Genomic DNA, 12752 nt, shown 5'->3' on the forward strand with positions numbered 1-12752 from the left:
GTGTTCAGGCGCCGATGCCTGTGCGGGCGCCGTACTTCCCGCCGCGGGACGCCATCTCCTTGATGACGACCGCGGTGCGCCCGGTGACGTAGGCCCGACGGAGGGTGTCGTCGGGGTGGGTGAACTGGCCCACCGCGTTGTTCCGTCCGAGCGTGACCGCCCGGGCGACGTAACGCAGGGCGTAGGGCTCGGGCTTGCGGCCCTCGATCAGACGGGCCAGGGTGTCGGCCGCGTGAGCGGCCTGCGGTGTGGCGAGCGCGCAGGCGAAACGGGCTCCGGGGACTGCCGCGCAGTCGCCCACGGCGAAGAGCCGTTCGTCGTCGACGCTGCGCAGGTATTCGTCCACGAGCGCACGGCCGTCCGCATCGACCTGTAGACCGCTGCGTGCCGCGAGGTCGGGCACGCCGGCCACGATCGCCCACAGGGTCAGGTCGGAGGCGAAGGCGGCTCCCGACCGGAGGTGTACGACGCCGTCGGCGACCTCCGTGACGCCGTCGTCCACGATGTTGACCTTCAGCCGCTCCAGTCCCGCGCGGACTCGCTGGTACGCGCGCTGGGAGAAGCCGTCGGCGACCGACGATCCGACGATCCGAACCCGGAGGTCCGGCCTCGCCTCCGCCACCTCGGCCGCCGTCTCGATGCCCGTCGCGCCGCCCCCGATCACCGCGACGGTGCTGCCCGCGGGAAGCACGGCGAGCGCCACGCGGGCCTGTTCGGCTCCCTCCCACGTGCCCACGGGGATCGTTCCCGGCATGGGCCGGGCCGTGCTGCCCACGGCGAGGAACGCGTAGTCGAAGTCGAGGCTCGTCCCGTCGTCGAGGCGGACGCTGCCGTCGCCGATCTTGTCGACGGTGGCGACCAGTGAGGTGATCCCGTCGCGCAGCATCGAGGTGAGGGGCGTGGCGGCGGCGCCGGTTCCCGCGAGCTGCTGGTGCAGCCGTACGCGCTCCACGAAGTCGGGGCGGGGGTTGATCACCGTGATCTCGGCGGTCTTCACCTTCTTGGCGATCCGGTTCGCCGCGTACATGCCCGCGTATCCGGCGCCCACCACTACAACCTTCATGTCGGCCTCCTGCCTTGGTGACTGGTCGGACATGAGATGCCGGCGGGTCGAGTCCTGTGACATCCCTGCGTACGTGTCGCACGTCACAGGGCGTGTGGTGTCACAGGACGGTGGGGTCCGGCGTCCTGTGGGTGACACCGTCGAGATCGAGAACCAGGAGACACCGGCATGAGTGAGGACGCCTCCCGTCCCGACCCCGCCACCGAGGTATTCGTCGCCCACCGCAACCTGCTGTTCACCGTCGCCTACGAGATGCTCGGCTCGGCGGTGGACGCGGAAGACGTCCTGCAGGAGACCTGGCTGCGCTGGGTGGGCGTCGATCTCGACACGGTGCGGGACCGGCGCGCGTACCTGGTGCGGATCGCCACCCGGCAGGCACTCGGCCGGCTGCGTACGCTCGGCCGGCGCAAGGAGTCGTACGTGGGGCCCTGGCTGCCCGAGCCGCTGCTCACCGTGCCGGACGTGGCCGAGGACGTCGAGCTGGCCGAAAGCATGTCGATGGCGATGATGCTGGTCCTGGAGACCCTCGCGCCGACCGAGCGGGCGGTGTTCGTACTGCGCGAGGTGTTCGACCTCGGGTACGAGGAGATCGCGGAGGCCGTGGACAAGACCCCGGCCGCGGTCCGCCAGATCGCCCACCGGGCACGGTCGCACGTCGCCGCGCGCCGGCCCCGCGGCGCGGTCTCCGCTGCCGAGACCCGGGCTGCGCTCGGGGCCTTCCAACGCGCGCTGGAGACGGGCGACCTGCAGACCCTGCTCGACCTCCTCGCTCCGGACGTCGTCGCCCTGAGCGACGGCGGCGGCATCAAGCAGGCCATGCCACGGCCCGTCGTGGGGGCCGGCAAGGTGGCCCGGGCCCTGGCCGCCGGCGTGGCGGTGTTCGGCCCCCGGGTGACGGTGGAACCGACACGGGTCAACGGCCACCCGGCACTGATCACGCGCATCGACGGGGAGATCGACATGGTCGTGGCGATGCGGATCGACGACGGCCTGATCACCGGGCTCTACACCGTGCGCAACCCCGAGAAGCTGACACGCATGGAGCAGGAGACCGCCGTGAGCCGCTGAGGTTGGGGATCCTCGTCCCCTCGCTGCACAACCATGGTCCCGAAGCAATCATCCAAGTGCTCTCAAAACCAACGACATCACTTTCCCGTGAAGGAAGGTGCTCTTGGCGCTGAGCAACAGGTGCTCTCGTGACTCGCCGACAAAGCCATCGCGGGCAACGCCGCGACGGCACGGCCTGATTCCGGCAGGCAGGGGTGGAGTCACCCACCACCGTCAAAGCCTCTGGAACATTCACGCCCGGGTGCATCTCGCGGACGTGATCTCCGGCCCGGACCATCACCAGGTCCAGCCGCCGCCCTCGAGGACGAGCACCGAGTGCTCCGCACTACGCGCACCGGACGTATGTCACCGCGACCGGGGTCCGCATCCCGAACGGCAGCTGCTCCACCATCTCCATGCCATGCCCAACACGGCGGAGTCACGCCGCACGCCGTCGGATCGGCACGGCGTGAGCAGGTGGGGTTAAGGACTGTTCGACTTCCGTCATGAGGAGTCGGAGGGTCAGGGAGTGCTTTTCCGGTGGGAGGGCATCCAGCGCGGCGCGGGCGTGGGCGGTGCTGGCTGCGGTGTCGCCGGAGCGGGCGAGCATCAGACCGCGGGGCTGCGCAGCCGGCTCTTGGCGGGCCGGATCCCGGGGGCGTCACGCGCATGATGTCGAGATGCGTAAGTCGACTCACGCTTCGCGGAGACCGACACGAGCCCGCCGTGAGGGACCTCGCCGGGAGGTGAGCGGGACGGGGTAGCGCATAGCCCGCTGCGCTAGGGTGGGGTGCGGTGTGACGTGAATGCCTTACGCGACTGCGGCGACGTGCATGAGGCTCGTTGATCAGATTCTTCTGAACGTTGTCAGTGGCGCGCGGCAAACTGATGTCACGCAGTACGGCGGCCTCTGCCCGGCTCGAACCTTGGACAGAGACCGCCGCGGGATGTACCCGCACCTCGCGCCTCTTGGTGTCCTACCACCAGGGGGCGCGTCGCGTTTTACAGGTGGCTGACGAGCATCTCGTACAGCCACACCAGGCACCGGTGGAACCAGTGCGCAGTCTCGTCGGCGACGCCAGCCATGAAGGCCTGGACTACGCCGGCGAGCAGGATCTCGCGAACGGTGGTGCGGCCCTCACCCCGGACAGGCGGTCGGCCTTCGTCCTCAAAACCGTCGGACGTCGGCTTGTCGCTCTCCGGCATGGGAGCCCCCCAATCAGGACCGCCGTGTGGCTTCAGGAAGGCCGGGCGGACGATCCGTGACACCCAGCCATCCCGAAGTCGCACAAGCGACCCGGATGGGCGCACCCAGAGTATCGGCACCCGCTGACAAACCCGTCCGCCCGACCACAAAGTTCGGGCACCCTCGATCGGCCGCACGCGGCTCCCGGCGCCTGCTTCGTCGCACGGGCGGGTTATAGAGCTGTGACCAGCTGTGCGCTACTCAGCACCCCACTGTCTAGGCGAAGTTATCCACAGGCGCGTCCCCGTAGAGCGCTCATCTTCGTGACGACCTGTGGGCGTTTCGCGTGTAGTAACCGCGTGACCGCTAGCGTTGAACTGGCCCCGAACGCCTGCTTACCCAGGACCATCTTCTCGCTGGTGAACTCGAACACTCGTCCAACTTGCAGTCGAAGATGCGACACATGGACGCGTCATCCCGGGATGCCGGTCATCTGCCGTCACCGGGACTGTCCGGAGCCCTGCCGAGGCTCCGACCTGGGAACAATCGGCGGCAGGGCGGGCCCGCCACAAGGACCTCGTGCTGCACTGCTTTTCGACCTTCTCGACTTTCAGTCCGGGACCGAGGTTCCGAACACGGTCGTCCGTGACGATGACCGTTCCTCCACCTGCGCGAACACGTCCCGTGTACGCGGAAGCGGTCCCGTTCGACGTGCAGATGGAGTTGGACCCTTGTCGTAGATGAGCAAGGCGCCAAAGGCGAGGACGGACATCTTCATGTACGCGAACGACGTCCTGGCCATGTGACGCCAGTCCCGTTCATCGACCTGTTCGCAGGTCCCGTCGGCCGTGCACCCGCTCGGTGATGTCCTTGTAGAACTCGACCATGATCTCGTCGAAGAAGTACGTCATGCCCTTTGAGCCGTGACGCTCAAGCGGTCCCGTTCGACGCCAACCTCACCACGAAGTCGGCGGGCTACCTGGCCGTAGAGACGGGTTGTGGGCCGGCAGGCCTGGCGAAGGTGGCCAAGGCGGCTAACCAAACTCGATGTTCTTGACCACGAAGCCGGTGTACGCGACGTCGTCGTGCGGGGTCACCTTCTTGCTCGGCGGACCTGGACCATCCTGGCCTTAGTTTCCGGTGTGGCCCTCGAACTTCAGGAACAGGTGCAGGAACTTGAAGATGCCTGTCGACGTCGTGTCCGGGAGAAGAGTGATACGGGCGTGCTGCGCGTCGTCCGCAGTGTCGTCGCCGGACAGGCTTAGCCGAGCCAGACGATGTCCAGGACGGACAGATGCCGCAGCGCTCGGTTGGCGAAGTAGATGACGGACAGGCGGCCAGCGGACGCGATCCGGACGTCTTCCCCTTCGGGGTCTGCGGGGTCCCACTGGCGGAATCCCCACGGGTCGACTGCGGCGGCGTCGAGCAGATCCCACGCCGTCTCTTCGGCGTGCTCGGGGAGGGCGGCGAGGACCTTCGCGGCCGGGGTCGAGAGGCGGACCGCGTACGGGGGCAGGCTCACCGGCGCCGCCGGCCGCGCAGCTCGGCCATGTCCACGAACCCGCTCTCGTCGTGGCCGGAAGCGGTGAACGCGTCGACCGCGGGGGCGGAGACGAGACGGGCCTGCCAGACGTGGACGACCTCGTAGAGGGTGTTCAAGGAGAACGTCCGGCGCGACTCCTCCAACGCGGACGCCCACTCCCGCTCGAAGGCCGGCACCCACCGCTCCGCACGCCGATCGGCCCGGAGCTGGACGAGGAGTTCAGCCGGCGCCCCGGGCGCGGGCGCGTACGGGGCGGCGGGCGTGTGGTCGGGCTGGGCGCTCATCGGCTCCTCCTGGCGGCGGGTGCTACCAGCCACCGTAGAACGCCGCGGCCCAGGCCGGGGAGCTTCGGGCGGATGCGAGAGCCCGGAGCGGCATCTGACGCGACTGTCCGGCTACTCGAGGTGAGGGTTCGTCGGTGGCGCCTGCGCCGGAACCAGCTGGACGGCCTGACCTGTGGCGTGCGCGGGAGCGGATGAACGCTTCAGCCGTGCCGCTGGATTGCGCCTGATGCGGCGCACCTTCGGGTGGATGCGGGTCGTTGGACCGGGGACTGTGTCCCCCTGCTGTACCGGAGTCCTGCCCCCGTGTCCTTTGACGTCCCCGCTGTGCCCGTACCGCCCCAGGAACTGCTCCGGATGCGGGTGAGCGACCCGTACCCGTATTTCGCGTGGCTGCGTGCGCACTCGCCTGTCTACGCCGAACGCAAGGCCGATGGCCGCTGTGTCTGGCACATCTCCCGCTACGAGGACGTCGCCGCCCTGCTGGCTGATGCCCGCCTCAGCAAGCAGCCGGCTCTGGTTCCCGGCTATGTGCCGGGTCCGGCCGGCCTGAACCGGCACCTGGTCCATGCCGATCCTCCCGACCACACCCGGCTGCGCCGACTGCTGTCCAAGTCCTTCGGCCCCAGGCGGATCGCCCACCTCGCACCGGTCATCGAATCGGCTGCACACCGGCTCCTGGACCAGGTCGAGGGCTCCGTCCACATCGATGTCATCGCGGACTTCGCCGCCCCTCTCACGTTCCGGCTGATCTGCACGATCCTCGGCGTCCCCGACCACCTGGACACCCCCGCCACCCGCGACACCCTCATGGCGACGCTCCTCCCAGCCCAGTACCGCCCCCAGGCCCCCAGCCCAGCGGCGGGCCCAGCGGCCGCCGACGGCCTGCACGCCCTCCTGGTGACCCTGGTCGCCCTCAAACGCACAGCGGGCCCGTCCGACGACGCGGACCTTCTGGCAGCCCTCGTCCAGGCCTGCGACGAGACCGGCGACATGAGCGAGGAAGAACTGCTCTCCACCGCCTACCTGCTGCTTCTGGTCGGCCACGACACGACCATGAACCTCATCGGCAACGGCACCCTGGCCCTGCTCTCCCACCCTGAACAGAAGGCACGCTGGGAGCAGGAACCTTCCCTCTCCCCCACCGCTGTCGAGGAACTCCTGCGCTACGACTCACCCGTCCGCGACGCCACCTTCAGGGCGGCAGCCGCCCCCATCGAAATCCTCGGCCACACCATCGGCAGAGGCGACATCGTCAACCTCCTGATCGGCTCCGCCAACCGCGACCCTGCCGCCTTCCACGATCCGGACCGCCTCGATGTGGCCCGCGCCCCCAACGACCACCTCGCCTTCGGCTACGGCCCCCACTTCTGCATCGGCGCCGCCCTGGCCCGTCTCGAAGGCACCCTCGCCCTGCCCCTTCTCCTCCGCCGCCTGGGCCCGGTCCGCCTCGCCAAACCCGCAGCCGAGCTCCAGTGGCGACCCGCCCGAGTCATGCGCGGCCTGACCCAACTGCCCCTCCAGCGCATCTGAATCCACACCGCAGAAGGCACGCCCAGAGGCCGGGGCACCTGCCCTGACCGCCAGGGCGCCCCGCACCGCCGGGACCGGGTACGTGAGCGCACACCGAGCCCGGGCCGCGGGACAGCCCACCATCACCGCCCCCGTCCGACCACTCTCGAAAGGCAGACCTTCATGAACACCGCCCCGGCCACAGCGGCCGACCCGGCACCCGACACCCGAAGCGTGCTCACCGAGCGGCACGGCCACCTGCTGGTGATGACCCTGAACCGGCCACACGTCCGTAACGCCGTCGACCACGACCTGGCCCGGTCGCTGAACGGGGCACTGTGCCGGCTGGAGGACGACCCCGCTCTGCGGGTGGGGATCCTCACCGGCGCGGACGGCTGTTTCTGCTCCGGCATGGACCTCAAAGCCTTCCCCGCCCAGGGTGTACCCGTCGTCGAGGACCGGGGGCTGGCAGGCCTGACCCGTGCCTGCTGGAGCAAGCCGCTCATCGCCGCCGTGGAGGGGCCGGCCGTCGCCGGCGGCTTCGAACTGGCCCTGGCCTGCGACCTCATCGTCGCCGGCACCTCGGCCGTGTTCGGCCTGCCGGAGGCCGCCCGCGGACTCCTCGCCGCAGAAGGCGGACTCATCCGCCTCCCGCAGCGCCTGCCCTACCACCTGGCGATGGAAGTCATCCTGGCCGGCCGCACCCTGGACACCACCACCGCAGCCCGTCACGGCCTGCTCAACCAGGTCGTCCCCGACGGCACCGCACTTCAAGCGGCTCTCACACTCGCCGAGACGATCAGCGCGCAGCCCCAGCACGCCATCCGGGTCTCCAAGCGGATCGTGCACGCCACCCGCGGCCTCAGCGACGCGGACGCGTTCGCCGTCCAGGACCCCTTGAGCGCACCCGTCTTCGCCACCAACGAAGCAGCGGAAGGAGCCCAGGCCTTCTGCGACAAACGCGCCCCCGTCTGGCAGTCCTGACCCACACCCCGCTCGCACACGACCCTCGTGAACAAGCCACGCGACCTCCGCGCACGCGTACGACCGTGACCACTGCATGCCGGGCCGTCCCTGCCTCGACCTCGACCAGGGGCCGACGCATCCTCGGCGGACTGAGCGCCGTCAGCGCCGCTGCGTCTGGGGCTGGACCACTAGCCACCCGATCCCCCTCCGGATCGTGAGGGCCGCGACCCCTGGTGGGTGGCGGCCCTCATCTCGTCTGCGTTCGTTCTACGGGGCGGGGGTGAACTCCACGTCCGTGCCGCCGCAGCCCGCCGCGATGTCTCACCGCCGGTCCTACTCCGCCTCGTCGACCGCGAGGCCCCAGCGGAGCTTGGTCGCGGTCCACTCCGCGCCGTAGCGGCACAACGCATCCGCCGCCGACGACAGCCACTCCGCCGGATTCCTGTTGGACAGGGGGACCGCCTCGGTGCGCGCAGGAGTGGGGGCCGTCGCCTGGTGGGGGCGACGGCCGTGCTCGCGTGCTGGTCAGTGGTTTGGTCGCCGCGCCGGCGGAACGGACGGAGCGGTGGCGGTCATCGGCCCTATGGCCGCCCTGGGGTGGTGGGTCAGTGGGGGATGCTGTCGATGACCTCGCGGGCGCCCTGGCGGAGGAGGGCTACGGCGACGGAGGTGCCGAGGGTGGCGGGGTCGAGGCGGCGAAGGTGAGGATCTGGTCCGCGCCGGCCCGCTTGAGCATGCCCAGGTACTCCACCATCCCGGCCGGCCCCAGGGCCTTGAGTGCGTTCCACTCGCCCGAGGTGGAGTAGGCGACGACCGGTACAGGCTGGTCGTCGCGGAGCCGGACGAGGACGTCCACGGCAGTCATGACGGGCTGGAGAGTGAGGGAGTCGGCTCCCTCGGTGATCCACCGGCGGGCCTGCACGAGGGTGTCGCGCTCGGCGCGGCCGGGCTCGAGCTGGAGGCCGCGGCGGTGGCCGGCGCGCGGGTCGGTCGCCATGAGGGCCTTGAACGGCCCGTAGAGACCGGTGTGGATCGCGAGGTTCGGGTTCACGCCGACGTCCCGGTGGCCGGCCTCGTCCAGGGCGTCCCGGACGACGCGGACCGACCCATCGAGCATCGCGGTCGGTGAGACGACATCCGCGCCGGCGTCCGCGTGCCGGACCGCCATCGCTGCCATGAGGGTGTACGTGGCGTCCAGATCGATCCCGCCGTCATCGCAGAGCAGGAGGCACCTGCCGTGATCGGTCCAGGAGCAGCCGCACACCTCGGTGGTGACCGCCGTCTCAGGAGCCGCAGCCTTCACAGCGGCGATGGCGCGCACCATGCGGTTGCCCGGCAGGAGTGCGCCGGTAGCGCGGCCGTCCCGGTCATGGCCGTACGCGAAGACCTTCACGCCCCGGATGCCGAGGTCGGCCCAGCGGCCGACGGTTGCCGCGATGCCGGGTACGGGGACGGCGCCGGGTAAGGCGGTCTCGACCGGCTCTGTGTCGGGGAGCGCGAGGAGGGGCGCGCTGAGGTCGGCGGCCGTCAGGGTGGGACCGGCGTAGAGGGCCCGGACGGCACGGCGGGCCCGGGTCGGGCTGATGCCTTCAGGCGCAGGCGTGGTGCGCGCGGTGAGGATGGTCATGCCGACGAGTGCATACCGACACGGTGTCGGTATACAGGGGCGCGCGGCAGCACTCGCGGCGCGCGCAGGGCATCGGACTGCGCCGCCTGGTACGCGCGGCAGTACGGGCCCGCAGCTTCGTGCAGCGGGCAGGACATCTCAACGCGGTGGCCTCGTGGGCGGCGGCTCGCCGGGGTCCTGATCACGTCGACCAATGAAGATCAAGATGGATCCGATAGCCGGCTGCCACCCGCATCGTGGGACCTGTCGTCGTCCCGGAGCTGGCGCCAGTGCGTCCGGTACAGCACGACGTACATGGCCACGGCCAGGGCGCACACCTGCATGCCGATGCCCAGCCACAGGAAGGTCTGCTCGCTGGCCAGGTTGTTGCTGAGGAAGCTGAAGTTCATGCCGAAGAAGCCGGTCAGGAATGACAGCGGCAAGAAGATGACCGAGGCGATCGCGAGTTTGTTGATCACGAGGTTCTGCTGGTCGGCGACGAGGGAGGCGTAGGCATCGGCGGCCCGCCTGGTTTCGTCGCGCAGCGACTCGATCTCCATCGTCACCAGCTGCACGGTGCGCTCGTGCATGCGGTTCAGAGCTCGCCGCTCCTCCGAGAGGTCGGGGTCCGCCATCCTTCGATGAGCGAGGAACTCCTGTGCGATCGCGGCGTAGGGAAGGAACGCACGGTGCAGCTGGGCCGCGCGCCGTCGCAGGTGAGCCAGGCGGTGGACGTGCTGCGACGCCCGCCCCTCGAGCATCGCCTCCTCGACCTCCCCTACCTCCAGGAGTGCTTGGGCGGTGGCCTTGCGAAAGACTTCCAGTACACCGTGCAGAAGGAGGAAGACCGCCGTCGCTCCGTTGGAGGGCGTGTCCTCCGGCAGCCGTCCGATGAAGGTATCGATCAGCCCCACGGGTCCGTGGTGAACCGTGACGAGATGGCCTTCGCCGGCGAAGACGTGGATGCGCTTGACGAGGCTGCCGTCGATCACCGGCACAACACATCCGACCGCTCCTGCGTGGTAGTCGGCCCGTACGGGTTCATTTCGTCTGCCGAGCCACTCCCACGTCGTGTCGTCCAGGCCCAGCGAGCGGGCGAGTGGCTGCTCGTCGGACGGGGCGTCTTCTCCCTGGTCGATGTCCACGATCACGAAGTCGGGGGCCGCCAGGCGCTCCCTGACCTCGGACAACGCTGTCCGAGCGACGACACCTTCCGGCATCGACACCACCGAAACGATCATCGCCCCTCACCCAAGATGACAACGCTGCCCGGAAGACGTGCCACCGTGCCTTCCCGCTTGCTCCACCGGCCGGGTTCCGCAGGCAGCGCGAAACCACTCAGCCTCCGCAGACCCACCGGCTCTGGCAGGGACACCCGTCCACGTGCATCGAACCACTGCGGTGGGCGTGTGGAACGGTCAACCAAACCGGAATGTCCCCATCCCCAAGAGGTATACCGCCGCCCCAGGTCAGAAGGCGACGGGAACACGCAGGCCGAGAGCAACCGCCGCGCGCCGGCAGCCCGCGCGAACAGCAGCAAGCTCCACCCGCACGTCCGTTCCCGGCTGCTCACCCGCGGCCGCGAGGGCCCTGGCGGCCGCCGCGTGCAGCTCGGCCCGCGCAGTCGCACCACCACCGGGGAGCACCGTGACCTCGGCAGCATCCGCGACCGCCCCGACCTCGGCCGGCCCCGACACCGATCGGTGAACGTGGACGCCGAGCATCCCGGGCACCCATCCTTCGAGGGCGCCCCGGATGTCCTCGTACAACCCGCCGAGACCCGCGTCCGGGCCCTCGGGAGTGATATCGGCGCTCATCTCCCCATGGTCACCGCCGCCACCGACATCCCACTTCGGTGCCGGCACTGGCCCAGCAGTGCGGGCCGTCGCCCGAGGAGGCGACGGCCCGTGCGGTCATGTCACGCAGGACCCCGACATCGTGCGCGGCCTGCGGTCGCGGTCCTAGCGGCGGCGGCCCCAGGACTCGGTGTCGACGGTGCGGCCGCGGTCGTCGCGCAGCGTCGCGGTGTCGGAGCCGTTGTCCCAGACGTAGTCGCGGCGGTCCTGGAACAGGTCGGTACGGGTGTCACGGCCGTTGCCGGTGTGGATCCGGACGGTGGCACGGGCGCCGATGCGGACGTTGTCGAAGCGGTAGCGGTTGCCCTCGCGGTCGCGCAGCGTCCAGCCGCGGAGGTTGATGCCGTCGCGGGTGTTGTTGGTGATCTCCACCCACTCGTTGTTCAGGGACCGGTTGGAGCGGTCGTCGCGTCCGGGGCTGTCGGCCTGGACCCGGCTGATCTCCACCCGCGGCCGCTGCTGGTGGTGACGGTCACCGTCCGCGGCGGACGCCGGCAGCGCGGCGGCGGAGACGATCGCGCCGGCCGCCAGGACGGTGGCGGCGATACGGCGTACGGAGGAAGAAGCAGAGGACATGGGTGACGCTCCCTCAAGAACAGCGCCCCACCAGCCGAAACAGGTCGGTGGAGGCCCTTTGCGGTGTCGGCCCGGATGAGCCGAGGGCCACACTCTCGACCCGACACGGACCCCACGGCAGCCCCCGCAGACGCCGGTTACCGGACACGGACATATCCGCCACACTCGCCTGCCGGATGCACGCATTTCGCCCGAACGTGCCCCTGACATTCACTGACAGCTACACCCATCCGCCCCGCAAACCGGACATCAGGCTCAACACACTCCGGCGCACCACCGGGCGCACTCCTCCCCCGCCTCACCCGCCCGGACCAGCGGATCAGGTAACAGCCGTTCTGCGGAATTCTTCGCATATCGGTCCGGAATTCGCACATACTTCCCGCCCTGTGGCAGGCCTCGCACCTCTCGCTCGGAGCCACGTACGCCGATGCCGACCGGGTGCTGTCACCTGTCCTGGACGGTCAGGCGGAGGACCAGGGCCTTGGAGCGAGTGGTCCCGAGCCCGGCGGCCACCGCCTCGGCGGACACGCCGTCTTCCGCCAGCACGCCGGCCGCCTCCCACCCGACGCGGGTGGCGATCCGGTCCAGCACGCCGACGGCGCGCATCCGCAGCCAGCGGCGACCGACAGGTCTTCGACGTCGCCCTGCCCCTGAACCAGAAGTAGCCACCTCACCCACACCCGCACCGCCGGCCTCTGCCATGGCCGCGCCGTCTGCCCGACCACCACGGCCTACGCACGCCAGCAGCTGTGCGTGTTGCTCCACGACGCCGTCCTCGCCCGCCCCGGCTTCTCCGTCAACCGGCCAGCCATCCTCGGAACTGCGTCACGCCGGCGCCGCGCACCAGCACCACGGCACCCACCGCCGGCGCCTCGGGCACAACGGTCACCGTCCCGACCAGCGCCGTACCGTCCGGAGACCTGAAGGGATTCTCGCCGCCACGGCGGCGTCGGAACCTGAGCCCCAGCGGGACATCCCGCCTGCGTACCCGCTCAACCGGCTCCGCCTGCCAAGTGCGGCATGAGATTTTCGGAAAGGCGGGAATTCGCCACAGAGGCCAATTTCGTCAGCACTTCCATGCGTACCCGCCAAGAAGCCAAGTGGCTTGAAGTGACA

12 protein-coding genes and 1 pseudogene are annotated in these 12752 nt (G+C 69.8%); 3 read left to right on the forward strand and 10 right to left on the reverse strand.

The annotated features are described in order from the left end of the window. Window positions 1–4: 4 nt before the first annotated feature. Window positions 5–1063 (reverse strand): NAD(P)/FAD-dependent oxidoreductase, encoded by a 1059-nt coding sequence (locus ACFYZ4_RS32420; protein ID WP_390785550.1) that lies wholly within the window; start codon window positions 1061–1063, stop codon window positions 5–7. Window positions 1064–1231: 168 nt separating this feature from the next. On the opposite strand from ACFYZ4_RS32420, the gene ACFYZ4_RS32425 reads away from it, so the two are divergent. Further along, on the forward strand, window positions 1232–2131 hold the full coding sequence (locus ACFYZ4_RS32425; RefSeq protein ID WP_390785551.1) for an RNA polymerase sigma-70 factor: 900 nt from the start codon (window positions 1232–1234) through the stop codon (window positions 2129–2131). A gap of 418 nt (window positions 2132–2549) precedes the next feature. On the opposite strand, the pseudogene ACFYZ4_RS32430 reads toward ACFYZ4_RS32425, so the two are convergent. The 4 genes and pseudogenes from ACFYZ4_RS32430 to ACFYZ4_RS32445 all read right to left on the reverse strand — a co-directional run. Beyond that, window positions 2550–2756 (reverse strand): annotated as a pseudogene (locus tag ACFYZ4_RS32430) (hypothetical protein); the annotation flags it as partial. Window positions 2757–3112: 356 nt separating this feature from the next. Further along, window positions 3113–3316 carry a hypothetical protein gene (locus ACFYZ4_RS32435; protein ID WP_385162710.1) on the reverse strand — a complete coding sequence of 68 codons (204 nt, stop codon included), beginning with the start codon at window positions 3314–3316 and terminating at the stop codon, window positions 3113–3115. Window positions 3317–4557: 1241 nt separating this feature from the next. Beyond that, window positions 4558–4818 carry a hypothetical protein gene (locus tag ACFYZ4_RS32440; RefSeq protein ID WP_390785552.1) on the reverse strand — a complete coding sequence of 87 codons (261 nt, stop codon included), beginning with the start codon at window positions 4816–4818 and terminating at the stop codon, window positions 4558–4560. After that, window positions 4815–5123 carry a DUF6247 family protein gene (locus ACFYZ4_RS32445; RefSeq protein WP_390785553.1) on the reverse strand — a complete coding sequence of 103 codons (309 nt, stop codon included), beginning with the start codon at window positions 5121–5123 and terminating at the stop codon, window positions 4815–4817. Before ACFYZ4_RS32445 ends, ACFYZ4_RS32440 begins: the two co-directional genes overlap by 4 nt. Window positions 5124–5426: 303 nt before the next feature. Between ACFYZ4_RS32445 and ACFYZ4_RS32450 the strand changes: the two genes are divergently transcribed. Both ACFYZ4_RS32450 and ACFYZ4_RS32455 read left to right on the forward strand, forming a co-directional pair. After that, window positions 5427–6653 carry a cytochrome P450 gene (locus ACFYZ4_RS32450; protein WP_390785554.1) on the forward strand — a complete coding sequence of 409 codons (1227 nt, stop codon included), beginning with the start codon at window positions 5427–5429 and terminating at the stop codon, window positions 6651–6653. A 162-nt stretch (window positions 6654–6815) separates the two neighbouring features. Beyond that, the gene (locus ACFYZ4_RS32455) at window positions 6816–7616 is read left to right on the forward strand and encodes a crotonase/enoyl-CoA hydratase family protein (protein ID WP_390785555.1); all 801 of its coding nucleotides are present in this window, start codon (window positions 6816–6818) and stop codon (window positions 7614–7616) included. Between the two features lie 637 nt (window positions 7617–8253). On the opposite strand, the gene ACFYZ4_RS32460 is transcribed toward ACFYZ4_RS32455, so the two are convergent. The 5 genes from ACFYZ4_RS32460 to ACFYZ4_RS32480 all read right to left on the reverse strand — a co-directional run bounded on the left by ACFYZ4_RS32460 (window position 8254) and on the right by ACFYZ4_RS32480 (window position 12242). Further along, window positions 8254–9225 (reverse strand): hypothetical protein, encoded by a 972-nt coding sequence (locus ACFYZ4_RS32460; protein WP_390785556.1) that lies wholly within the window; start codon window positions 9223–9225, stop codon window positions 8254–8256. 200 nt (window positions 9226–9425) lie between these two features. After that, on the reverse strand, window positions 9426–10445 hold the full coding sequence (locus tag ACFYZ4_RS32465; protein ID WP_390785557.1) for a CorA family divalent cation transporter: 1020 nt from the start codon (window positions 10443–10445) through the stop codon (window positions 9426–9428). A gap of 228 nt (window positions 10446–10673) precedes the next feature. After that, on the reverse strand, window positions 10674–11021 hold the full coding sequence (locus ACFYZ4_RS32470; protein WP_390785558.1) for a hypothetical protein: 348 nt from the start codon (window positions 11019–11021) through the stop codon (window positions 10674–10676). Between the two features lie 144 nt (window positions 11022–11165). After that, window positions 11166–11636 (reverse strand): lamin tail domain-containing protein, encoded by a 471-nt coding sequence (locus tag ACFYZ4_RS32475; protein ID WP_390785559.1) that lies wholly within the window; start codon window positions 11634–11636, stop codon window positions 11166–11168. A gap of 444 nt (window positions 11637–12080) precedes the next feature. Further along, window positions 12081–12242, reverse strand: a complete 162-nt coding sequence (locus ACFYZ4_RS32480) for a hypothetical protein (RefSeq protein WP_390785560.1) — start codon at window positions 12240–12242, stop codon at window positions 12081–12083. Between the last annotated feature and the right edge of the window lie 510 nt (window positions 12243–12752).

The sequence above is a fragment of the Streptomyces sp. NPDC001513 genome (assembly GCF_042894695.1).
Taxonomy (GTDB): Bacteria; Actinomycetota; Actinomycetes; order Streptomycetales; family Streptomycetaceae; genus Streptomyces.